Here is a 25,177-nt window from a genome sequence, read left to right as displayed (position 1 = left end):
TGAGCGCTGTGATCGCATGCCAAGTGCATCCACACCGCAGCAGGACAACTCTGGAAACGACCGATGGAATCTCCAAACGGGTACGCGCCGCGGATTTACTTTTTTCATTCTCTTCTCGTCGGGCCCCTCGATGCCTGGCCCGCGCAGTTCGCTCATGCGGCCGGGCTCGGCTTCGATCATGCGTTGATCGGCGGGCTGTTCGAGCCCGGCCAGGCCGGCCATGGCCAGGTGGTCGGCAATCACGCACGGCTGCATCCCGTGTTCGAGGCGCAGCATTCGGTGCACGACGCCGTGCGCATGCTCGCCGATGCCGCGCGCCGCAACAACCTGACGCTGCTGGTCGATCTCGTGATCGACCGCATGGCCGCCGACGGCGTGCTGTACAGCGAGCATTCGGACTGGTTTCACGCGCGTGAGTCCGAGCTCGCACGGCTCGATCCGCGCCACGTGCATCGCGAAGACAACGTTGCCTACGCGAATTTCGACGACCCCGCGACGAGTGCCTCGCTGAGCGTCTGGTGGACCCAGCAACTGCTCGCGCTCGCCGAGGCGGGTGTCGGCGGCTTCCGTTTCGATTCGCCGCATCGCGTGCCGGCTGCCGTATGGCGGCACCTCGGCGATGAAGTGCGCGCGCAGCATCCGCGCGTGCGCTTTCTCGCAGCAACGCCGGGCCTGTCGCGCGGCGATCTGCCCGGTCTCGAAGCAGCCGGCTTCGACAGCGCGTTTTCGTCGGTGCGCTGGTGGGATTTCCGTTCGAGCTGGATGGCCGAGGAGCATGCGGCGCTCGCGCGCGTTGGTGCGCCGATCGCCTTTCCCGAAGCGCCGTACGGTACGCGCCTCGCCGCCGAGCTGAGCGACGTCCATGATGCGGCGATCGTCGAGCGGGCGTATCGACGCGCGCTGTTCACGTCGGTTGCATTGGGCAGCGGCTGGATGATGCCGATGGGCTTCGAATACGGCATCGCCGAACCGATGTCGCAAACGCGCGGCGACGCCGCGCAGTTCGCCCGCGCCGCGCAGTCGCGCCGCTTCGATCTGAGCGCCGCCGTCACCCAGGCCAACGACTTCGCGCGCAACACGCCGACGCTGCACGCGAACGGTGAATTGCGCCCATTGAGCGGCCCCGGCGCATCGGCCGCGGTTCTGCTGCGCGGCGACGCAGCCGATCTGCGCGACGCCAGCGAAGCAGTCCTGATCGTCGTGAATCCCGAACTCGGCGCGCCAGTGCGCGTCGATCCCGCGCGCTTCCTCGCGGGCGTGCCGGGCAGCTTTACGCGCTTCGCGCCGCTCGACGCGCGCGGCCGAACCGAACCCGCGGCACTCGCGCCGTTCGCGCTCGCGCCCGGTGCAGTGCGGCTGCTGCGCGCGTTCGCGGAACAGCCGATCTGCCTCGCGCCGCCGATCGACAAGGCGAACAGCAAGCGCAGCGGCCGCAAGACCGTGCTCGACGCGATCGAAGCGCCGCGCGTCGCGATCGAGAGCGTGTCGCCGTCGGTGGAGAACGGTCGCTTCGCGGCCAAGCGCAGCGTCGGCGAGCGCGCGGAAATTCGCGCGGCGATCTTCGCCGAAGGTCACGACAAGATCGCGGCTGCCGTGCTGTGGCGTGCGGCCGACGAAACCGCGTGGCACGAACAACTGATGTCGCCCGCGCCGCCGGCCGGGCTCGACTTGTGGAGCGCGCGCATTCCGCTCGAGCGGATCGGCCGCTACGAGTTCACCGTGATCGCGTGGCGCGACGACTTCGCGTCGCTCGTCGAGCACATCCAGAAGAAGCTGAAGGCGAACCAGACCGTCGAGATAGAACTCGACGAAGCCACGCATCTGTTCGCGCTCGTGCTCGTCGAAGTCGAGACGACCGAAGGCGCCGACAAGGAGCCGCTCGAACACATCGTGCGCGACTTCCAGAAGGCCGACGCCGAACAGAAGCTCGCAGTGATTCTCGCGCCCGCCACAGCGAAGGCAATGACCGCTGCGCGCCATCGCCCGTTTCTGAGCCGCGACCAGGTGACCTACAAGATCGACGCGGAACGCACGGCCGCCTGTTTCGCGAGCTGGTACGAGATCTTCCCGCGCTCGATGAGCGACGACGAGTCGCGCCACGGCACGTTCGCGGACGTGACCGCGAAGCTGCCGCGCATCCGCGACATGGGCTTCGACGTGCTGTACTTCCCGCCGATCCACCCGATCGGCCTCGCGAACCGCAAGGGCCGCAACAACACGCTGACCACGCAGCCGGGCGATGTGGGCAGTCCCTATGCGATCGGCGCCGCCGAGGGCGGTCACACCGCCGTGCATCCGCAACTCGGCACGCTCGACGATTTCAAGGCGATGCTCGCCGCCGCGCATGCGCATGGCCTCGAGATCGCGCTCGACTTCGCGATCCAGTGCTCGCCCGATCACCCGTGGCTGAAGGAGCATCCGACGTGGTTCGCGTGGCGCCCCGACGGTACGCTGCGCTACGCCGAGAATCCGCCGAAGAAGTATCAGGACATCGTCAACCCGGACTTCTACGCGCACGACGCCAAGCCCGGCCTGTGGCTCGCATTGCGCGACGTGATCCTGTTCTGGGTCGACGCAGGCGTGCGCATCTTCCGCGTCGACAATCCGCACACCAAGCCGCTGCCGTTCTGGGAATGGATGATCGCCGACGTGCGTGCGCGCCACCCCGACACGATCTTTCTCGCCGAAGCCTTCACGCGGCCGCGCATGATGAACCGGCTCGGCAAGATCGGCTTCTCGCAGTCGTACACCTACTTCACGTGGCGCGAGTCGAAGCGCGATTTCACCGAGTACATGGGCGAGCTCACGCAGACCGGCGCGCGCGATTTCTATCGGCCGAACTTCTTCGTCAATACGCCGGACATCAACCCGCGCCATCTGCAATCGCAGGGACGCACGGGCTTTCTGATCCGCGCGGCGCTGGCCGCGACACTCGCCGGCCTGTGGGGCGTGTATAGCGGCTTCGAACTGTGCGAGGCCACCGCGCTGCCGAACAGCGAAGAGTATCTGGACTCCGAAAAGTATCAGTTGCGGGCGTGGGACTGGCACCGGCCCGGCAATATCGTCGGCGAGATCACCGCGCTGAACCGCATCCGTCGCGCGAATCCGGCGCTGCAAACGCATCTCGGTCTCACGTTCCTCGCCGCGCACAACGACCACATCCTGTGCTTCGAGAAAGCGACCGAATCGCGCGACAACGTGATCGTCGTCGCGATCAATCTCGATCCGTTCAACGAACAGGGCGCGGACATCGAGTTGTCGTGGGACACGTTCCAGCGCTGGCATCTACACGATCACGCCACGCTCGAAGTGATCGACCAGATGACCGGCGCACGCTTCGAATGGCACGGACGCTGGCAACACGTGCGGCTCGGCTCGGGCCAGCCCTTCTCGATCTGGCGAATCGCGCCGCTAGGCGGCCTGCCCGCCGATCGCCCCGAGGACAGCGACCACGATCCCGACAGCGCTCCTCACGCAGACGCTGTCAACCCAACCTGGATGGAAGGTGGAACATGAAGCGCGACGATCCAGCCCAAACCGCGCACGAGGCGCAAACGGCCGTGGCCGTCGGCTCCGCGGCGAAGGTACGCACGCGCCGCCGCGGCAAACCCGCGGCCCTCAGCGACGATCCGCTGTGGTACAAGGACGCGATCATCTATCAGGTGCACATCAAGTCGTTCTTCGATGGGAACAACGACGGCGTCGGCGATTTCCCCGGTCTGATTGCCAAGCTCGACTACATCGCCGAGCTCGGCGTCAACGCGATCTGGCTGCTGCCGTTCTATCCGTCGCCACGCCGTGACGACGGCTACGACATCGCCGACTACCGCAACGTGCATCCCGACTACGGTCAGCTCGCGGACGTGCGGCGCTTCATCCAGGAAGCGCACGCGCGCGGCATCCGCGTGATCACCGAGCTCGTCATCAACCACACGTCGGATCAGCACCCGTGGTTCCAGCGCGCGCGGCGCGCGAAGCCCGGCTCGAACTATCGCAACTACTACGTGTGGTCCGATACCGATCAGAAGTACCCGGAGACTCGCATCATCTTCATCGACTCGGAGCCGTCGAACTGGACGCACGATCCGGTTGCTGGCGCGTACTACTGGCACCGCTTCTACTCGCACCAGCCCGATCTGAACTTCGACAATCCGGCGGTGTTGAAAGAGGTGCTGCAGGTGATGCGTTTCTGGCTCGACATGGGCATCGACGGGCTGCGGCTCGATGCGGTGCCATACCTCGTCGAACGTGAAGGCACCAACAACGAGAACCTGCCTGAGACGCACGAGGTCCTGAAGCGGATTCGCGCGACCATCGACGCCGAGTACCCGAACCGGATGCTGCTCGCCGAGGCGAACCAGTGGCCCGAGGACGTGAAGGAGTATTTCGGCAACGAAGACGAATGCCATATGGCGTTCCACTTCCCGCTGATGCCGCGCATCTACATGTCGATCGCGAGCGAAGACCGCTTCCCGATCACCGACATCATGAAGCAGACACCGGAACTCCCCGAATCGAACCAGTGGGCGATCTTCCTGCGCAATCACGACGAGCTGACGCTCGAAATGGTCACCGATTCCGAGCGTGACTATTTGTGGAACACCTATGCGAGCGATCGCCGCGCACGTTTGAATCTCGGCATTCGCCGCCGTCTCGCGCCGCTGATGGAGCGCGACCGCCGCCGCATCGAGCTGATCAACTCGCTGCTGCTGTCGATGCCCGGCACGCCGGTCATCTACTACGGCGACGAACTCGGCATGGGCGACAACATCCACCTCGGCGACCGCGACGGCGTGCGCACGCCGATGCAGTGGTCGTCGGATCGCAACGGCGGCTTCTCGCGCGCCGACCCTGAGCAACTGGTGCTGCCGCCCGTGATGGGTACGCTGTACGGTTTCGACGCGGTCAACGTCGAAGCGCAGAGCCGCGACCCGCATTCGCTGCTGAACTGGACCCGCCGCATGCTTGCGACGCGGCGCGCGAAGCAGACCTTCGGACGCGGCACGATCCGCTTTTTGAAGCCTGAAAACCGCAAGATTCTCGCGTATCTGCGCGAGATGCCCGGCGAGGCGCCGATCCTGTGCGTCGCGAATCTGTCGCGCGCGCCGCAGGCGGTCGAGCTCGAACTGTCAGAATTCAACGGCTTCGTGCCGATCGAGATGACCGCCGATTCGGTGTTCCCCGCGATCGGCCAGTTGACCTATCTGCTGACGTTCCCGCCCTACGGCTTCCTGTGGTTCATGCTGTGCGAAGGCGGCGGGCGTCCGACATGGGCGCAGGCGCATTCCGAGCCGCTGCCCGAGTTCGTCACGATCGTGATCCGCGAGGGGCAGACCGGGCCGACTCCCGAAAACGTGCGGCTGCTCGAATCCGAAGTGCTGCCGTCGTGGCTGAGCCGGCGCCGCTGGTTCGCGTCGAAAGATCAGAAGATGCACGCGGTGCGGCTCGCCGCGCTGACCACGATCCCGAACGGCGGCTTCGCGTTCACCGAAATCGAAGTGGACGTCGGCAACCACACCGAACGCTACGTGGTGCCGATCGCGCTCACATGGGGCGGCGAAACCACCACGCCGCTGTTCCTGCAATTGGCGCTTGCGCGCGTGCGGCGCGGCCGCACCGTCGGCCATCTGACCGACGCGTTCTCGCTGCCGATCTTCGCGCACAACGTGCTGCGCAAGCTGCGCGAGCGCGCGGTCGTGCCGACCGTGCAGAAGAGCGAGATCAAGTTCCTGCCGACCGAGCGCTTCGCCGAACTCGACGCTCTCGGCGAGCGGCCCGAGATTCGCTGGCTCGCGGCCGAACAGAGCAACAGCTCGCTGATCGTCGCCGATGCCGCGGTGCTGAAGCTGGTGCGGCGGCTCGTCAGCGGCATCCATCCGGAAGCGGAAATCAGCCGCTATCTGACGCAGCTCGGCTATGCGAACACCGCGCCGCTGTATGGCGAAGTGGTGCGCGTCGATCCCGAGGGCGTGCCGCATACGCTCGCGATCCTGCAGGGCTTTATCGACAATCAGGGCGATGCGTGGAACTGGTCGCTCGATTATCTGCGCCGCTCGGTCGACGAACTCGCGATCGCGGTCGACACCGACACGCAGACCGTATCCGATCGCACGAACGAGTCGAATCTGCTGGACGGTTACGGCGAACTCGCGGGCATCATCGGCCGCCGGCTCGGTGAGTTGCACGTCGCGCTCGCCACGCCGAGCGACGACCCCGCGTTCGCGCCGGAACCGGCCAACGCCGACCAGGTGAAGGCGTGGGTCGACGCGACGCAGACGATGCTCGCGGCCGCGCTCGATCTGCTCGCGACGCGCATCGCGGACATGAGCGACGCGGACACGAAGGGGCTTGCGCAAAGTCTGATCGATCGCCGCGCCGCGCTCGTCGAGGCCGTCGACAAGCTGGTGCCGGGCGACGCGGGCGCGTTGCGCATCCGCATCCATGGCGACTTCCATCTCGGCCAGGTGCTGGTCGCGCACGGCGACGCGTACCTGATCGACTTCGAGGGCGAGCCCGCGCGTTCGCTCGACGAGCGTCGCCAGAAATCGAGCCCGTTGCGTGACGTGGCGGGTCTGATGCGCTCGCTCTCGTATGCGAGCGCGGCCGCGCAATCGACCACCGAAAGCGCGCCGCAACAGACCGCCGATCGCAAGCGCGCGCTGTTCGAGCGCTTCCGCGCGCACGCGACCAGCGCGTTCCTCGCGGAATATCGCGCGGCCGCCGCGCAGTCGCCGACGCCGCTCGTCGCGCCCGAATCCGAAGAGGCGCTGCTCGATCTGTTCCTGATCGAGAAGGCCGCCTACGAAATCCGCTACGAAGCGGCCAATCGGCCGGCGTGGCTCGGCTTGCCGGTGCGCGGCCTCGCGGCGCTCGTGAGCCGTCTGCTCGGCGACACCGGTGCGCCGCCGCACAGCGTTCCGTCAACCCAGGCGCCTGGCGCGGCCACGCCGCCTAACCCGGCCGAGGGCGACTATGAGTGAGCATGATCCGGCCGCAGGCCTTCAACCTGTCGATATCGACGCGCTCGTCGAAGCGCGTCACCCCGATCCGTTTTCGCAGCTCGGGCTGCATCAGACGGACGCGGGGCCGATTGTGCGCGCGCTGCTGCCGAACGCCGCGCACGTCACCGTAATTTCGCGCGCTGAGGGCGCGACGCTCGGCGAACTCGAACAGCTGCGCCCTGGCCTGTTCGCGGGCCGCATCACGTCGGCGATGCCGTATCGCTTGCGCATCGACTGGCATGGTGTGGTGCAGGAAGTGGAGGATACCTATTCGTTTGCTCCGGTGCTCGGCGACGAGCCGCTCGAACGTCTCGCGCGCGGCGATCCGTACGCGGTGCTCGAATGTCTGGGCGCGCGGCCGGTCGACGTCGACGGTGTGCCGGGTGTGCGCTTTGCGGTGTGGGCGCCGAATGCGCGGCGCGTGTCGGTGGTCGGCGACTTCAATGCGTGGGACGGCCGCCGCCATCCGATGCGGCTGCGTCACCAGGCGGGCGTGTGGGAGCTGTTCGTGCCGCGCGTCGGCGCCGGCACGCGCTACAAATACGAGCTGCTGTCGCGCGACGGCCATCCGCTGCCGCTGAAGGCCGACCCGTGCGCGATGCAGACGGAAAAGCCGCCGGGCACCGCATCGATCGTCGCACACGTCGACGAGATCGAGCAGTTTCCGTGGAGCGATCACGAGTGGATCCAGTCGCGCGCCGACAAGCAGACCGCGCGCACGCCGATCACGATCTACGAAGTGCACGCGGAGTCATGGCTGCGCGTGGCCGAGGAAGGCCAGCGTGGTCTCGTCTGGGAAGAGCTCGCCGAGCGGCTGATCCCCTATGCGAAGAGCATGGGCTTCACGCACATCGAATTTCTGCCGATCGCCGAGCATCCGTTCGGCGGTTCGTGGGGCTATCAGCCGCTCGGGCAGTTCGCGCCGTCCGCGCGCTTCGGCAAGCCCGAGCAGTTCGCGCGTTTCGTCGATCGCGCGCACGAAGCAGGGCTCGGCGTGATTCTCGACTGGGTGCCCGCGCATTTCCCGAACGACGCGCATGGCCTGATCGATTTCGACGGCACGCCGCTCTACGAGCATGCCGATCCGCGCGAAGGCTATCACCAGGACTGGAACACGATGATCTACAACCTCGGCCGCAACGAGGTCAGCGCGTTCCTGATCGCGTCGGGGCTCGCGTGGTTGAAGCGCTATCACGTCGACGGCCTGCGCGTCGATGCGGTCGCGTCGATGCTGTATCGCGACTACTCCCGCGCGGCCGGCGAGTGGGTGCCGAACGTCTATGGCGGCCGCGAGAATCTCGAATCGATCGCGTTCCTGAAGCGGTTGAATCACGAGGTCCGCTATGTGCCGGGCGCCCCCGGCGCGATCACGGTCGCCGAGGAATCGACCGCATGGCCGGGCGTGACTGCGCGCCTCGCGGACGGCGGCCTCGGCTTCGACTTCAAGTGGAACATGGGCTGGATGCACGACACCCTGCACTACATGCACGAAGACCCGATGTATCGCCAGTATCACCACCACAACATGACGTTCGGCATGGTGTACGCATATTCCGAGCGCTTCGTGCTGCCGCTTTCGCACGACGAGGTGGTGCACGGCAAGGGCTCGCTGCTCGGCAAGATGCCCGGCGACCGCTGGCAGCGTTTCGCAAATCTGCGCGCGTACTTCGGTTTCATGTGGACGCACCCAGGCAAGAAGCTGCTGTTCATGGGCGGCGAATTCGGCCAGATGGCGGAGTTCGACCATGACGGCTCGCCGCATTGGCATCTTCTCGACGATTCGAACCACCACGGCGTGCAATTACTGGTGCGCGACCTGAACCATCTGTATCGCAACGAGCCCGCGCTGCATCTGCTCGACAGCGAACCGGGCGGCTTCGAATGGTTGATCGGCGACGACAGCGGCAACAGCGTGTTCGCCTATCGGCGCACCGACGGCGCGGGCCAGGAGTTCGTCGTGGTGTGCAACATGACGCCGGTGCCGCGGCTCGGCTATCGGCTCGGCATGCCGCGCGGCGGACGCTGGGTGGAAGTGCTGAATACCGATGCAGGCGTGTACGGCGGCTCGAACATGGGCAACGGCGGGCTGATTCATTCCGACCATGTATCGAGCCACGGCAGGCCACATTCCGCCGCGCTGATCTTGCCTCCGCTCGCGACGATCGTATTGCGCGCGGACTGAGGAAACGTGCCGTAACCCGGGCGCGCGGCGCACAGGCAGCCGCCGCGCGCCCGTTGCATGAAGACCCAGGCAGACCCGAGCTCCAGCTCGACAATCAGAACAGGAAAGGGAAATCATGTCGCATGCGTTGCCCGAGCGGTTGCTGCCCGGCTCGCCGTATCCGCTCGGCGCGAACTGGGATGGGCTGGGCGTCAACTTCGCGGTGTTCTCGGCCAATGCGCAGAAAATCGAGCTATGCCTGTTCGACTCAACCGGCCGCAAGGAGATTCGCCGCTTCACCATGCCCGAATGCACCGACGAGATCTGGCACGGCTATCTGCCGAACGCGCATCCGGGCACCGCGTACGGCTTTCGCGCGCATGGGCCGTATCAGCCGCATTTCGGGCATCGTTTCAATCCGCACAAGCTGCTGCTCGACCCGTATGCGCGCAAGCTCGTCGGGCAGTTTCGCTGGTCCGACGCGCTGTTCGGCTATCGCGTGCATTCGAATCGCGCGGACCTTTCGATCGACCGGCGCGATTCCGCGCCCGCGATGCCCAAGTGCGTCGTGATCGACGAGGCGTTCGACTCGTCGCACGACAGGCGGCCCGACGTGCCGTGGGGCGAGACCGTGATCTACGAAACGCACTTGCGCGGCGCGTCGATGCTGCGCTCTGATCTGCGCCAGCATGAACGCGGCACGTTCGCGGCGCTCGCGTCGCCGGAGTTCGTCGAGCATTTGCTGAAGCTCGGCGTGACCGCGGTCGAGCTGCTGCCCGTGCACGCGTTTCTGAACGACCGCTTCCTCGTGGAGCGCGGCCTGCGCAATTACTGGGGCTACAACACGGCAGCGTTCTTCGCGCCGGAGCCGACCTATCTGAGCACGCACCGGCTCGACGAAATGCGCATCGCCGTGCGCCAGCTGCACGCGGCCGGCATCGAGGTGATTCTCGACGTGGTCTACAACCACACTTGCGAAAGCAATGAGATGGGCCCGACCATTTCATGGCGCGGCCTCGACAATGCCAGCTATTACCGGCTGATTCCCGGCGACGAGCGTCACCATATCAACGACACGGGCTGCGGCAACACGGTCAATCTGCCGCATCCGCGCGTGCTGCAGATGGTGATGGATTCACTGCGCTACTGGTCGACCGCGTTCAATATCGACGGCTTCCGTTTCGATCTCGGCGTGACGCTCGGGCGCGAAAGCCACGGCTTCGATCCGGGCTCGGGCCTGTTCGACGCGTTGCGCCAGGACCCGGTGCTATCGCAACGCAAGCTGATTTCCGAGCCATGGGATCTCGGCCCCGGCGGCTATCAGCTCGGCAATCATCCGCCGGGATTCAGCGAATGGAACGACCGTTTCCGTGACACGGTGCGACGTTTCTGGCGTGGCGATGCCGGCCTGCGGCCCGACCTCGCCGCGCGCATGACCGGTTCGGCCGATCTGTTCAACCGGCGGCATCGCAAGCCGTGGGCGTCGATCAACTTCGTCACGTCGCATGACGGCTTCACCTTGGCCGATGTCACCGCGTACGAGCAGAAGCACAACGAAGCCAACCTGGAAGACAACAACGACGGCCACAACGAGAACTGCAGCCGCAATTGGGGTCTCGAAGGCGCGACCGACGACCCCGCGATCCTCGCGACCCGCCGTCGGGTGTCGCGCTCGCTGATCGCGACACTGATGATCGCACTCGGCACGCCGATGCTGCTGGCCGGCGACGAAGCGCTGCGCACGCAGCGCGGCAACAACAATGCGTACTGTCAGGATAACGACCTATCCTGGATCGACTGGGACCTCGCGGATTCGCCGGATGGTCAGCGCATGACCGAGTTCGTCGCGCGCGTGATCGGGTTGCGCAAGCGCCATCCGCTGCTGCGTGAAACGCGCTTTCTGTTCGGCGACCGCGAAGTGCTGCCCGGCCTGTTCGACGTCGGCTGGTTCGACGAACACGGCGATCCGCTGACGATCGAAGCGTGGCAGGACCCCGAGGGACGCGCGTTCACGTTGCGTCGCGCGGGTCCGGGCCTGAATGGCGAAACCGAAGTATTGTTACTGATGCTCAACGCTAACGAGGAACCGCTGCAGTTCGCGCCTCCCGCGCCGCACCTGGAATGGCATGTGCTGTTAGACACGGCCGATCCGGAACGCGCGCCGCAGCGGCTCGCCACGGCCGAACTCGAGGTCGCCGCGCACGGCCTCGTGATACTCGCCGCGCAACCGACCGGTGAAGCGGATTGGCAAGCCGGTTGGGTGGCTGGCGCGCAGCACGGGCCGCGGCTGTTGACCGCGCTGCCTCCCGATCCGGGCGCGCAGACCGCAAACGACGATGGTTCGCAATGAACGATGCACTGCGGCGACCTGGTTCGAGCGTGGACAAATCGCACTGCAGCCGGGGTGGCAAGAATGTTGCGTCGCAATGCCTGCTTGCGTTGCGTCGCATTGCCGTCCAGGCTCGTTAGCAGATTCGAATGGTGAAGACATGTCTGAAAGTCCGATTGATCCTCACACGCATCATCACGCGCACTGCCTGCCGTTCAGCGCGCAGTTGATCGGCGCGAGCGGCCCGCGACCGCGCACGCGGTTCCGTTTTTGGGCACCGTCGTGCAGCAGCGTGCAGGTGGTCGTCGAAAACGGCCCCGCGCAAGGCGCGCACGACATGGCTCCGACCGGCAACGGCTGGTTCGAGACCACCGTCGAGAGCGGCGCGGGCACGCTGTATCGGTTCCAGCTTGACGACGGGCAGGTGGTGCCCGATCCGGCCTCGCGGTTCCAGCCGCGGGACGTGCACGGCCCGAGCGAGGTCATCGATCCGCGCGCCTACCATTGGGAACACACCGAATGGCACGGCCGGCCCTGGGAAGAAACGGTGCTGTACGAATTGCACGTCGGTGCGATGGGCGGGTATGCGGGCGTGCAAAAGCGCCTGCCCGAGCTTGCCGCGCTCGGCGTCACCGCCATCGAACTGATGCCGTTGAACGACTTTCCCGGTCGTCGCAACTGGGGTTACGACGGCGTGTTGCCGTACGCGCCCGACTCCGCATACGGCCGCCCCGAAGAACTGAAGGCGCTGATCGACGCCGCGCATGGTGTGGGCCTGATGGTGTTTCTCGACGTCGTCTACAACCACTTCGGACCGGACGGCAACTATCTGCATACTTATGCGGAGCCGTTTTTCCGCGCAGGCGTGAACACGCCGTGGGGCCCCGCGATCGACTTCGAGCGCAGCGAAGTCAGCGACTTCTTCACCGACAACGCCGTCTACTGGATCAATGAATACCGCTTCGACGGACTGCGCTTCGATGCGGTGCATGCGATCGACAATCCCGGGTGGCTGCGCGAGCTGTCGGACCATATCCGCGCGCGCGTGCAGCAGGGCCGTCACGTGCATCTGGTGATCGAAAACGAGCACAACAGCGCGAGCCTGCTCGACGCGCATTTCGACGCGCAATGGAACGACGACGCGCACAACACGCTGCACGTGCTGCTGACCGGCGAAACCGAAGGCTATTATCACGCGTATGAAAACGAATCGATTCGCCGGCTCGCGCGAGTGCTGGCCGAAGGCTTCGCGTATCAGGGCGAGCCGTCGCCGCTGCACGATGGTGCGCCGCGTGGCGAAGCGAGCGCGCATCTGCCGCCGACCTCGTTCGTGATGTTTTTGCAGAACCACGATCAGATCGGCAACCGTGCGTTCGGCGAACGTCTGCGCAAGCTGACCTCGGACGACGCGCTGCGCGCCGCGACCGCGTTGCTGTTGCTGTCGCCGCAAATTCCGCTGCTGTTCATGGACGAGGAGCATGGTTCGACGCAACCGTTCCTGTTTTTCACCGATTACACCGGCGATCTCGCCGACGCCGTGCGCGAAGGGCGACGCCGTGAATTCGCGCGCTTTGCCGCGTTCAGCGATGAGAAACGCCGCGCGCAGATTCCCGATCCGAACGATGCCCAGACCTTCGCCGCCTCGTCGCCACCCGCGCCCGATGTACAGCCGACGCCGGATCGGCTCGACTGGATGCATTACTACAAGTCCGCGCTCGCGGTGCGCGCGAAGCTGATCACGCCGCGCCTGAAACATACGAAGGCGTGCGGCGCGACCGTGCTGCGCGATGCCGGTGGCGGCGACGCGAACGCGCTGATCGCGCGCTGGAAACTCGGCGATGGCGAGACGCTGTCGATCGCGCTGAATCTGTCGCAGCAGAACGTCGCGTTCGACGCCATTCCCGACGGCAAGATCATTTTCGAAACACCGCCGCGCGCGCGCGAACAGGCCGACGCGCGGGTGTTGCCCGCGCATGCGTGCATTGCGTGGCTGACCGGCGACATCAACGAATTCGCGAGCCGCCACGATGCGCGCATCGCATCGCACGAGGAGCAGCGCGCGTGACGACCCGACGCCCCAACGACAGGCTCGCCGCGCTCGCCACCCGCGCAGGCTTCGAGGTGGAGTGGCAGGACGCGCACCACAATACGCAACACGTGCCCGAAAAGACACTTGGCACGCTGCTCGAACGCATGGGTCTGCCGTGCGGCAACGCCACGGATATCCGCCACAGCGCCGCTGCTCTGGAGGCCGAACTATCGGGCCGCCGGCTGCCGCCGCTGATGACCGCGGTGATCGGGCGCGGCATCGCGCTGCCCGCGGCCGCGGTCAGGTCGGGCAGCCATTACCGGATCGAGCTGGAGAGCGGCTCGATCATCGACGGCCGCTTCACCGCGCCGAAAGGCGAGGAAGCGCTGCTCGCGCCGATCGACGAAACCGGCTATCACACGCTCGTGATCAACGACCAGCGCATGACGCTCGCGGTCGCGCCGCCGCGCAGCTACACCGTTGCCGACGCGTGGCGCACGCTGCACGGCGGCGGCGGCGGCGGAGAAGGCGAACGCGAAGCCGCGCCGCCCGCGCCGCCACTGTGGGGCATCGCCGCGCAACTGTATGGCTTGCGCCGCACCGGCGACGGCGGTATCGGCGATTACACGGCGCTCGCGCAGCTTGCGCGGCACGGCGCGCAGCGCGGCGCGCACGCGCTCGCCGTCAGTCCGACCCACGCGATGTTCAGCGCGCAGCCCGAGCGCTTCAGCCCGTACGCGCCGTCGTCGCGTTTATGGCTCAACGTCACGCATATCGATCCGGCCGCGGTGTTCGGCGCGGATGCGTCCGCGTCCGCATCGGCGCAAGCCGGCAACGCGTGGTCCAAATATGAAGAGCTGCCGCTGATCGATTGGCCGCACGCGACCCCGCTGAAGCTCACGGTTTTGCGCGCGCTGTACGAGCAGTTCAGCGCCAACGAGCGCCCGCAGCACTCGCCGCGCGCGCTCGAATTTCACGGCTTCTGCGAACGCGCGGGGCGCGCGCTCGAAGATCATGCGCGCTTCGAAGCGCTGCAGGCCGCGCAGCTCGCGCAAGGCGGCGACGGCCATTGGCGCAACTGGCCCGATGCGTTGCGCGACCCACGCAGCCCCGAAGTCGAGGCGTTCGCCGCCGCGCATCGCGACGAGGTCGACTTTCATCTGTTCCTGCAGTGGCTGGCATCGCGCGGGCTGTTGCACGCTCAGCACACCGCGCGCGAAGCCGGCATGGCGGTCGGCCTGATCGCCGATCTCGCGGTTGGTTGCGACAGCGCCGGCAGTCATGCATGGTCCTATCCCGACGACATGCTGCAGGGCGTGTCGGTCGGCGCGCCGCCCGATCTCTTCAACCAGGCCGGCCAGTCGTGGGGACTCACGACCTTTTCACCGCGCGCGATGCGCACACAAGGCTTCGCCGCGTTCATCGACATGCTGCGCGCGGCGTTCGCGCATGCCGGCGGCATCCGCATCGATCACATCCTCGGCTTGCGGCGTCTGTGGCTCGTGCCCGAAGGCGAAAGCGCGCGCAATGGCGCGTATCTGCGCTATCCGTTTGAAGACCTGCTGCGGCTGATCGCGCTCGAATCGTGGCGGCATCGCGCGATCGTGATCGGCGAGGACCTCGGCACCGTGCCGTCCGGGTTTCGGGAGCGGCTCGACGAGCACGGCATCGAGGGGATTCGCGTGCTGTGGTTCGAAGGCGCCCGCGACGGCAACGGCTTCAAGGCGCCGGCCGATTGGGACCGCTACGCGGTCGGCACGACGACCACGCACGATCTGCCGACCGTCGCCGGCTGGTGGCGCGGCAGCGACATCATGTGGCGCAACCGCATCGGCCAGACGATGGCGCGCGCCGACGGGCGCGATCCCGAGGAAGCGGCGCTCGAAGAGCGCGCGCAGCAGCGCGCCGACTTGTGGCGCGCGTTCCAGCAAGCGGGCGTGGCCGCGCCCGATGTCGCGCCGCCGGACGCCGACAACGCGCCGGTCGACGAAGCGCTCGCATTCGTCGCCGCGACACCCGGGCCGCTCGTCACGTTTCCGCTCGAAGACCTGCTCGCGCTCGACGAGCAGCCGAACCTGCCGGGCTCGATCGACGAACATCCGAACTGGCGCCGCCGCATGACGCTGCCCGTCGACGCGATGTTCGACGACCCCGTGTTCACCGACCGCCTGCTGGCCGTCGACGGCGCGCGCCGCGCCGCCGCGCGTTCATCCAACACTTCCGCGGAGCCTGACACGCCATGACCGTTCCACGCTCCACACTGCGCCTCCAGTTCCATCGAGGCTTCACGTTCGACGACGCCGCGCGGCACATCGACTACTTCGCCGTGCTCGGCATCAGCCACCTGTACGCGTCGCCGATCACGACGGCCGAGCCCGGCTCGATGCACGGCTACGACACCGTCGACTACACCGAGGTCAGTGCCGAATACGGCGGCGAGTCGGGCCTGAAGCACCTCGTCGACACGCTGCGCGCGCACGACATGGGGCTCATCGTCGACATGGTGCCGAATCATATGGGCGTCGGCGGGTCGAGCAACGCGTGGTGGCTCGACATCCTCGAATGGGGCCGCCACAGCGCGTATGCGCGTCATTTCGATGTCGACTGGCATTCGCCCGATCCCGCGCTGCGCGGCAAGGTGCTGCTGCCGACGCTCGGCGCGTCGTACGGCGAAGAACTGGCGGCGGGCCGCATCGGGCTGCATTTCGCGGCCGACAGCGGACGCTTTCATATCGGCTACGGTCCGCACGTGTTCCCGATCTGCCCGGTCGATTACGCGGCCATCCTGCAAGGCGCCGACCGCGCCGATCTGAGCGCGCTCGCGAATCGCTTTCAGGGGCTCACCACGCAGCCCGCCGATCAGCCGCGCGCCGCCGAGGCGCGTGACGCGCTGCGCGAGTTCGTCGCGCGCGAAGGCGAGTCGGCGATCGAGTTCGTGCTGGAGACTTACGCGCCTGAGGATCCGGTCACGCGCGACCGGCTGCATCGGCTGATCGAGCGGCAGCATTTCCGGCTCGCGTGGTGGCGCACCGCCTCCGACGAAGTGAACTGGCGGCGCTTCTTCGACATCTCGACGCTCGCCGGCGTGCGCGTCGAGCGGCCCGAGGTGTTCGAGGCGGTGCACGCGCTGATCTTTCGCCTCTATCGCGAAGGGCTCGTCGACGGCTTGCGGATCGATCACATCGACGGGCTCGCCGAGCCGCGCGAATACTGCCAGCGTTTGCGCCAACGGCTCAGCGAGTTGCGCGACACTGCGCCGTATGTGGTGGTGGAGAAGATTCTCGGCCGTGGCGAGCCGTTGCGCGACGACTGGCCCGTCGACGGCACAACCGGCTACGACTTCATGAGCGACGTCGGCGCGCTGCTCCACGATCCGGCCGGCGCGGACCCGCTCGCCAGCATGTGGGCCGAGCTCACCGGCCGCAGCGCACGCTTCGCCGATGAAGCGCACGCGGCGCGGCGCAAGATTCTCGCGGAAAACTTCTCGGCGGAACTGGACCGCGCGGCGCGCGCGCTGCATCGGATCGCACGCGATTCGCTGAGCACGCGCGACTTCACGTACCCGGCGCTGCGCCGCGTGCTGACCGAACTGGTCGTGCATTTCCCCGTGTACCGCATGTATCCGCTGGGCGGACTGCGCAGCGCCGCCGACAACGTCTATTTCGAGGAGGCGCTCGCGGGCGCGCGCGCTTCGCTGCCGCGCTCGGACCATGCGGCGCTCGAGCGCGTGAATGCGTGGCTCGGCGGCAGCGCCGAAGAGGCCCCGCCCGCACGGCCCGGCGCGCAGTCGCAGCAGCAGGCGCAAGGCGGCGGAGCGTCGCCGCATGCGGGCTCGTCCCGGCGCAGCGCGCAAACGCTGTTTTCGCAGCTGACCGCGCCGCTCGCCGCCAAGGCGATCGAGGACACCGCGTGCTATCGCTACGGCCGTCTGCTGTCGCGCAACGAAGTCGGCTCGGACCCGGGCGAGTTCGCGCTGTCGGTGGAGCAGTTTCATGCGGGCAATCTCGAGCGCGCGCAACGTTTTCCTCATGCGATGCTTGCGACCGCCACGCACGATCACAAGCGCGGTGAAGACGTGCGCGCGCGGCTCGCGGTGCTCAGCGAGATCGCCGACGAATGGGGCGCGACGTTGCGTGCATGGTCGACGTTGAACGCGCCGCAGCGTCGAGCGCTCGACGGCACGCCGATCAACAGCGTGAGCCAGGACAAGAGCGACGCATGGGCTCCCGGCCCCGCCGCCGAGGCGATGCTGTATCAAACGCTGGTGGGCTGCTGGCCGCCGCCGCTGCGCGCCAACGACGAAGCCGGCATCAAGGAGCTAGCCGAGCGCGTCGCGCAATGGCAGTTGAAGGCGCTGCGCGAGGCGAAGCTGCAGACCAGCTGGCTTGCGCCCGACGAAGCCTACGAAGCCGGCTGCCGCGAATTCCTGTTCGGCATCCTTGCGCCGCAGCGGCGCGACGCCTTTCTGAAGGAGCTGTCGGCGTTCGTCGAGCGCATTGGTCGCGCGGGCGCGCTCAACAGCCTGCAGCAGACGGTGCTGCGTGTCGCGTCGCCCGGGATCCCAGATCTGTATCAAGGCACCGAGCTGTGGGACTTCAGCCTCGTCGATCCGGACAATCGGCGGCCCGTCGATTTCGCGAAACGCGAGGCATGGCTGCCGCAGACGCAAACGCCGCCGTCGGAATTTCTGGCGGACTGGCGCGACGGGCGCGTAAAGCTCGCGGTGATCCAGCGCGTGCTGGCGTTGCGCGCGCATCTGCCGGAGCTACTGAGTCAGGGCGCGTATCTGCCGCTCACGGTGCGCGGCGCGCATGCGCCGAGTGTGATCGCGTTCGCGCGGCGGCATGGCAATGCGTGGGCCGTGGTGATTGCCAGCCGGTTGGCCGCGCGACTGCTTGGCGAAGATGCTGGCCTGCCGCTCGTCGAGCCGGCGCAATGGGCGGATACGGCCATCGAAATGCCGCCCGATCTGTCGGCGCGTGCGCTGTTCGATTGGCTGAGCCCCGCCGCGCCGAAAGTCGACGATCACGGGCTGCTGTATCTGCGCGACGCGCTCGCCGCGATGCCGGTTGCGGTGTTGGTGGAGGATGGGGTGCCTCGAAGCTGAGGCGGCTAAAAAGGGTTGAGGCTTCGGGTTGGCTCGGCCCTCAACCGCCCTCGTCGTCGAACAGCTTCGGATACACGCGCACGAGCACGATGCGCGGTCCCTTCATCTTCTTGACCACGACGTCGAAGTCTTCGAACTCGACGCGCTGCCCTTCGCTCGGCAGATCGTTGAGCGCCTGGATCACGAGCCCGCCCACCGATTCGGCCTTGCCTTCCTCGATGTCGATACCCAGAGCACGTTCGAGCGACACCACCGGCAAGCTGCCCTTGCCCATCAGCGTGCCGTCGTCCATGCGGGTCCAGTCGGCGTCTCCCTGGCGGAATTCATCGTGGATCTGCCCGACCAGCGCGCCGAGCAGGTTGTCGAGCGTCAGGAAGCCGATCGGTTTCGCGTTCTTGTGGCCGACCAGCGCGAAGTGCGGCGCGCCCTTGCGAAAGCGCCGGAACAGTTCGAGCGCAGGCATGTCCGGCTTCACGTACTGCACGGGGCGGACATAGCGCGACAGGTCGTCGAGCGTGCTGCCCGCCTGGCGCGCGAGCAGCAGGTCCTTCAGATGGATCATGCCGGCCACGCGTTCGCCTGATGCATCCTCGAATAGCGGATAGCGGCTGAAGCGGTGCCGCGCGACCACCTGCATGTTGTCGCGCAGCGGCAGATCGCGCCGCAGGCACACCATTTCATGCGACGGCCGCATCAGGTCCGATACGGTCATTCGGGAGAAGTCGAGCGAGTGCGCGATCGTGTTCCATTCGTCCTGGCTGTACGCGCCGGTCGACGCACCGAGTTCGCTCGCGACGTTCGCGCGGCGGCCGCGCAGGATCAGCTTGAGTTCCTCGGTCGAGTAACGCGAGTCGTGACCCTGGTCGGTATCGAGCCCCGCGGCCTTCAGCACCGCGTTCGCGCTCGTGTTGAGCAGCCAGATGGCCGGGTACATGGCCCAGTAGAAACCGTACAGCGGCGTCGCGGTCCACAGCGAAATTTTCTCCGCCTCGCGAATCGCGAGCGACTTCGGCGCGAGTTCGCCGACCACGATATGCAGGAACGAAATACACGAAAACGCGAAGAACAGTGAAATGCCATGCATCAGCTTCTCGGACTCGACGCCGATCACGGTGAAAAGCGGCATCAGCAGTTGCGCGAACGCCGGTTCGCCGATCCAGCCGAGGCCGAGCGACGCGAGCGTGATGCCGAGCTGACACGCCGACAGATACGCGTCGAGCTGTCCGTGCACCTTCGCGAGCAGACGTCCGCGCATGCCATGCTGGGTGGCAAGGCTCTGCACGCGGGTCTGCCGCAGTTTGACCAGACCGAATTCGGCGGCGACGAAAAAGCCGTTGAGTGCAACCAGAAACATTGCACCGATAAGAGCGACAACCTGGATCAAAGCGACGGGCTCCGGCAACAAAAGTTGTCAGTATAGGGGCTGAAAGATCGATGAAATCCTGATTGTGCGCCAACGCATTCGCGCGCGACGCTCATTTCGGCGCCGCCGCGCTGAACGGCACGCGCAGCACGAGCGTGGCGCGGGTAGCGGTGACGCCGTCCGCTTCCGTCGTATCGCTTTGCTCGAAGCTTCCGCCGTGCGCCTCCGCGACGCGTTTGCACAACGCGAACACCCACGCGATGCGCTTCGCCTCGCGCGGTTCGCCCGCCTGCTTGCGCGCGAACGCTTCGAGCACATGCGGCAGCGCGGCGTCGTTCAACGCGGCCTCGTTCGGCTCGTACGTGACGCTCGCATGCCATGTGCCGTTGTCCGCGCGCGCGGCCAGTGCGACCTCGGTGCCCCGCGCGCTCGCTTCGACGGCGAACGTCAGCATCAGCCACACCGCGGCGGCGAGCCGAGCGCGGTCGCCGTTCAGTTGCTCGGTGGCGATCTGTGAGTCGAGCCGCACTTCGACGCCGCGCGCGCGGGCGAGGCCGGCGCGGACTTCCTCGACGGTTTCGTCGAGCAGCGGATGCAGCGGAAAGGGTTCATACGTGAGCGCGAGCGATTTCGTTTCGGCGCGCGTCGCATCGACGATCGTCTCGAGCAGCTTCACCTGCTGATCGACGCCGCTGCGAATGCCGGTGATCGCGCGCTGTGAATTGGGATCGTTCGCGTCGAGCTTGCGCTCGAGCACGTACGCCCAGCTATGAATCGCATTCAACGGACCGCGCAGGTCGTGCGACACCAGCGACAGCACGTGATCGCGCATGAACAACGCGGTTTCCGCGCGCAGCAGCGCGCTGCGTTCGGTGATGACGAAGCCGGCCGACGCCGGCTGGGCGCCAGCAGTCCCGTTGGGTGACGTAGTCACGATCGAGTCCTCTCAGGCAATGCTGGATGATGGGGGGAAGCCCCATTATAGGCATCCCGTTCGGACCGACCAGTCGAGGCCGAATCGCGACGCGGGATGCAATCCGCATGCCATGCGCGGAACCGGACCCGACTCCGCGATCGACGTCAACGCGCCTACAATGTCGGTTTTACGTTTTGATCTGAGGAGCAACGCATGTCGACTGTGACGACCGAATCCGGCCTGAAGTACGAAGATCTCGTGGAAGGCACCGGCGCCGAAGCCGTGGCCGGCAAGACCGTGACCGTGCATTACACGGGCTGGCTGACCGACGGCCAGAAGTTCGATTCGAGCAAGGACCGCAATGACCCGTTCGCGTTCGTGCTGGACGGCGGCATGGTCATCAAGGGCTGGGACGAAGGCGTGCAAGGCATGAAGGTCGGCGGCAAGCGCAAGCTGACCATTCCGCCGCAACTCGGCTACGGCGTGCGCGGCGCGGGCGGGGTGATTCCGCCGAACGCGACGCTCGTGTTCGAAGTCGAACTGCTCGAAGTCTGAGTCACGCCTGGGTATTGTCGTGAGCCACGCCGCCGTCACCGCCCCCAACGTTTCGCTGCGCTGCTATGGCGCGATCGAAGCGTCGGACGTGCATGACTTCCACCAGGTCGTGCTGGGGCTCGACGGCGCAATGGTGATGGCGGTTGACGGCGTCGCCGAGCAGATCGACGCCGGCTCCGCATGGCTGATCCCGGCCGGCGCGCGGCACGATTATGCGGGTGTCGGCACGAACCGTCAGCTCGTGCTCGATTTGCCTGCGGCGTCGCTGGCGGTGCCCGAGCGGTTGTTCGAGCGCGCGCGCGCCGTGGCCGTTGATCCGTCGCTCGCACAGCTCGTGCACGCGATTGCCGCGCATGCTGCGGGCGGCGTGGGCGAAGCGCAAGGTAATGCCTTCGGTCACCGTCGCTTTCATTGGGATGCTGCGGCACGCCTGGGCGCCGCGCTTGTCGCCGATTCCGGGGCGCTTGCCGGTGTGCAGAGCGAAGGCGTTCGTCTCGATTTCGCGCGCATCGACCGCTGGCTGCGCGCGCATCTGTCCGAGCCGCTGAAGATCGCGGACCTCGCCGCGCACTGCGGTTTCGGCATGCGGCGTTTTCATCAACTGTTTATCGATGCGTTCGGCGAGACGCCGCATCGCTATTTGCAGCGGCTGCGGCTCGACACGTCGATCACGCTGCTTGCGGACGCGCGTCTTTCGTTGACCGATATCGCGCTCGAGATCGGCTTCGGCGATCAGAGCGCTTACACGCACGCGTTCACGCGGCGTTTCGGGCTGGCGCCCGGGCAGTGGCGCGCGTTGCGGCACTGAGCGCGGCGGAGGTGGCGCGGATGGCTTTGAGGCCTTTGAGGCCTTTGAGGCCATTTGAAGCCTGTAGGCCGCGCACAGGTTTCGCCCTGCCTGTCAGCTTTCGAGCCCACATTGTCGTACGCATCTGCTCGGGCGTGTCGCCCTTCAATTCGAACGATACGATCGCGCCGCCGAACTTCTGCTGACGCATCGCGAGCGCGTGCTGAGGATGCGATTCGAGCCCCGGATAGAACACGCGATTGACGGCCGGATGCGAGTCGAGCCAGCGCGCGATTTCGAGCGCATTCGCCGACTGCTTCTCGACGCGCAGCGACAACGTTTCCATGCCTTTCAACAGTACCCACGCGTTGAACGCGGACAGCGTCGGCCCGGCGCTGCGTACGAACGGAAACACCTTTTCCATGATGATTTTCTTCGAACCGACCAGCGCGCCGCCGAGCACACGGCCCTGGCCGTCGAGGAACTTGGTCGCAGAATGCATGACGACGTCCGCGCCGAGCTTCAGCGGCTGCTGCAACGCCGGGCTGCAGAAGCAATTATCGACGACGAACAGCGCATTCGCGGCCTTCGCGATCTTGCCGATCGCTTCGATATCCGACACTTCCGTCAGCGGGTTGGAAGGCGTTTCGAGGAAGAACATCTTGGTTTCGGGACGCACCGCTTCGTTCCACGCGTTCGAATCAGTCGGATCGACGAACGTAGTCGTAATGCCGAACTTGCTGAAGATCTGCGAGAACATGCCGAGCGTCGAGCCGAACAGCGCCCGCGAGCTGACCAGGTGATCGCCCGCCTGCAACGTCGACATCACGACCGACATGATCGCGGCCATGCCTGAAGCCGTCGCGATGCAGGCCTCGCCGCGTTCGAGCGCGGCCAGACGCTCCTGGAACATCGACACGGTCGGGTTCGAGAAGCGCGAGTACGTGAAATAGTCCTCGGAGTTCCTGAAGCGTTCGGCGGCGTCCGCGGCGCTCGCAAACACGAAGCTCGAGGTCAGGAAGATCGCTTCCGAGTGCTCGTTGAAATCGCTGCGCACGGTGCCCGAGCGAACGGCCAGCGTGTCGAAGTCAAAGTTGTGGAAGTCTTCCATGTTGGTTCTGGTCTCCAGGTTTCCGTGGCTGCTTCCGTGGCTAAATAAGGCAGCAACAAAAAAGCCCGCTTTTGCGTCGGCATAAGCGGGCTATAAGCGGGCTTCATGTGCGGGGAGGCTGGAGCCAGGGCGGACGACTGTCGCGTTCCGCCCTTCGCTTTAGCTGTTTCGGGTGGCCCCGCGTCCGCAAGCTGAGATCAAATCGACGCAAGCCAACATGTTAATGCGCTCGGGGCGCGGTGTGTACGCTCAACCCACCGACAGTTGCAGATGCAGCTGCGAACGCGCCGGGCCGCCACCGTCGATCGCTTCGCTCGCGGCATCGCGATCCGATTGCGACGACGGCGCGAGACGCGCGCTTTCGATGCGGTCGAGGTATTCGGTCGTGATGTCGCCGGTCACGTAGTTGCCGTCGAAGCACGAAGCCTCGAACTCCTTCAGCGCCGGATTGATATCGCGCACCGCCTGCTTCAGCGCATCGACGTCCTGATACACGAGGTGGTCCGCGCCGATCATGCGCGCAACTTCCTCGTCCGAGCGGCCGTGCGCGACCAGTTCGCCGCGCGTCGGCATATCGATGCCGTAGACGTTCGGGAATTTCACCGGCGGCGCCGCCGACGCGAAAATCACCTTGTTCGCGCCCGCATCGCGCGCCATCTGCACGATTTCATGCGACGTCGTGCCGCGCACGATTGAGTCGTCGACGATCAGCACGTTCTTGCCCTTGAACTCGATGTTCATCGCGTTCAGCTTCTGGCGCACCGACTTCTTGCGCACCGCCTGCCCCGGCATGATGAAGGTACGGCCTACATAGCGGTTCTTGAAGAAGCCCTCGCGATACTCGACGCCGAGCTTCTTCGCGACCTGCATCGCGGCCGGGCGCGACGAATCGGGAATCGGCATCACCACGTCGATTGCGACGTCGGGCAGCTCGCGCCTGATCTTCTCGGCGAGGTAGTCGCCCATGCGCAGACGCACGTTGTAGACCGGCACGCCGTCGAGCACCGAATCCGGACGCGCCAGATACACGAGTTCGAAGATGCAGGGGTTCAGGCTCGTGGTCGTCGCGCATTGCTGCGAATGCAGCTGGCCTTCGGCGTCGATGAAAATCGCCTCGCCCGGCTGCACGTCGCGCACGAATTCGAAACCGACACCTTCGATCGCCACCGATTCCGACGCCAGCATCCACTCGACGCCGTCAGCCGTTTCCCGTTTGCCGAGGCACAGCGGACGGATGCCGAACGGGTCGCGGAGACCAAGCAGGCCGTAGCCAGCGATCAACGCGACGATCGCATACGAGCCGCGCACCCGGCGATGCACGCCCGACACCGCCTTGAACAGCGCGGCCGGATCGAGCTGCAGACCCGAGCTCGACAGTTGCAGCTCGTGCGCGAGCACGTTGAGCAGCACTTCGGTATCGGAATTGGTGTTCACGTGGCGGCGATCGATGCGGAACATCTCATCTTTCAGCTGCTGCCAGTTGGTGAGGTTGCCGTTATGCGCGAGGATGATGCCGAACGGCGCGTTCACGTAGAACGGCTGCGCTTCTTCTTCGCTCGACGCCGAACCGGCGGTCGGGTAACGGACCTGGCCGATGCCCGTCGTGCCCGGCAGGCTGCGCATGTTGCGCGTGCGGAACACGTCGCGCACCATGCCGTTGGCCTTGTGCATGTGGAAATTGCTGCCGTTCGCCGTCGCGATGCCGGCGGCGTCCTGACCGCGATGCTGCAGAAGCAGCAGGCTGTCATAGATCAGCTGGTTGACCGGGGAATGGGAAACTACGCCTACGATGCCGCACATGGCATGTCCTTCAAAGGT

The 25,177-nt window shown here is 66.2% G+C and carries 12 protein-coding genes and 1 pseudogene; 9 read left to right on the top strand and 4 right to left on the bottom strand.

What is annotated here, in order from left to right:
• The first annotated feature begins 63 nt into the window (after window positions 1–63).
• The 7 genes from HDG33_RS26830 (at window position 64) to treY (ending at window position 18,627) form a co-directional block, all read left to right on the top strand.
• Window positions 64–3,516, top strand: a complete 3,453-nt coding sequence (locus HDG33_RS26830; protein WP_184036066.1) for a maltotransferase domain-containing protein — start codon at window positions 64–66, stop codon at window positions 3,514–3,516.
• On the top strand, window positions 3,513–6,980 hold the full coding sequence (gene treS, locus HDG33_RS26825; RefSeq protein ID WP_184036064.1) for a maltose alpha-D-glucosyltransferase: 3,468 nt from the start codon (window positions 3,513–3,515) through the stop codon (window positions 6,978–6,980). The genes HDG33_RS26830 and treS overlap by 4 nt, the downstream gene beginning before the upstream one ends.
• Window positions 6,973–9,183 (top strand): 1,4-alpha-glucan branching protein GlgB, encoded by a 2,211-nt coding sequence (gene glgB / locus HDG33_RS26820; RefSeq protein WP_184036062.1) that lies wholly within the window; start codon window positions 6,973–6,975, stop codon window positions 9,181–9,183. Before treS ends, glgB begins: the two co-directional genes overlap by 8 nt.
• A 115-nt stretch (window positions 9,184–9,298) precedes the next feature.
• Window positions 9,299–11,512 (top strand): glycogen debranching protein GlgX, encoded by a 2,214-nt coding sequence (glgX, locus tag HDG33_RS26815; protein ID WP_184036060.1) that lies wholly within the window; start codon window positions 9,299–9,301, stop codon window positions 11,510–11,512.
• Between the two features lie 139 nt (window positions 11,513–11,651).
• A complete protein-coding gene (gene treZ, locus HDG33_RS26810) occupies window positions 11,652–13,556 on the top strand; it encodes a malto-oligosyltrehalose trehalohydrolase (protein WP_184036058.1) in 1,905 nt (634 codons plus the stop codon).
• Window positions 13,553–15,763: a 4-alpha-glucanotransferase gene (gene malQ, locus HDG33_RS26805; protein WP_184036055.1), complete on the top strand. Its 2,211-nt coding sequence runs from the start codon at window positions 13,553–13,555 to the stop codon at window positions 15,761–15,763. The genes treZ and malQ overlap by 4 nt, the downstream gene beginning before the upstream one ends.
• Window positions 15,760–18,627: a malto-oligosyltrehalose synthase gene (treY, locus tag HDG33_RS26800; protein WP_184036052.1), complete on the top strand. Its 2,868-nt coding sequence runs from the start codon at window positions 15,760–15,762 to the stop codon at window positions 18,625–18,627. Before malQ ends, treY begins: the two co-directional genes overlap by 4 nt.
• 40 nt (window positions 18,628–18,667) lie before the next feature.
• Here the strand turns inward: treY and HDG33_RS26795 are convergent, their stop codons facing one another.
• Together HDG33_RS26795 and HDG33_RS26790 are read right to left on the bottom strand one after the other, a co-directional pair.
• Window positions 18,668–20,011 (bottom strand): hemolysin family protein, encoded by a 1,344-nt coding sequence (locus HDG33_RS26795; protein WP_184036049.1) that lies wholly within the window; start codon window positions 20,009–20,011, stop codon window positions 18,668–18,670.
• 91 nt (window positions 20,012–20,102) lie between these two features.
• On the bottom strand, window positions 20,103–20,924 hold the full coding sequence (locus HDG33_RS26790) for a sensor histidine kinase KdpD (protein ID WP_184036046.1): 822 nt from the start codon (window positions 20,922–20,924) through the stop codon (window positions 20,103–20,105).
• Between the two features lie 195 nt (window positions 20,925–21,119).
• Here HDG33_RS26790 and HDG33_RS26785 point away from each other — a divergent pair, with 195 nt between their 5' ends.
• Window positions 21,120–21,461, top strand: a complete 342-nt coding sequence (locus HDG33_RS26785) for an FKBP-type peptidyl-prolyl cis-trans isomerase (protein ID WP_090808322.1) — start codon at window positions 21,120–21,122, stop codon at window positions 21,459–21,461.
• A gap of 19 nt (window positions 21,462–21,480) precedes the next feature.
• A complete protein-coding gene (locus HDG33_RS26780; protein ID WP_090808320.1) occupies window positions 21,481–22,269 on the top strand; it encodes an AraC family transcriptional regulator in 789 nt (262 codons plus the stop codon).
• A 106-nt stretch (window positions 22,270–22,375) separates the two neighbouring features.
• On the opposite strand, the pseudogene HDG33_RS26775 reads toward HDG33_RS26780, so the two are convergent.
• Together HDG33_RS26775 and purF are read right to left on the bottom strand one after the other, a co-directional pair.
• Window positions 22,376–23,359 (bottom strand): annotated as a pseudogene (locus tag HDG33_RS26775) (O-succinylhomoserine sulfhydrylase); the annotation flags it as partial.
• A 249-nt stretch (window positions 23,360–23,608) separates the two neighbouring features.
• Window positions 23,609–25,159, bottom strand: coding sequence for an amidophosphoribosyltransferase (purF, locus tag HDG33_RS26770; RefSeq protein WP_090810350.1), 1,551 nt, complete (start codon window positions 25,157–25,159; stop codon window positions 23,609–23,611).
• Window positions 25,160–25,177: the final 18 nt, after the last annotated feature.

Origin of the sequence: Paraburkholderia sp. Cpub6, assembly GCF_014201065.1 — a bacterium.
GTDB classification, from domain to species: domain Bacteria; phylum Pseudomonadota; class Gammaproteobacteria; order Burkholderiales; family Burkholderiaceae; genus Paraburkholderia; species Paraburkholderia tuberum.
Note: the sequence above shows the minus strand (reverse complement) of the source record. Positions and strands in the feature narration are given on the sequence as shown.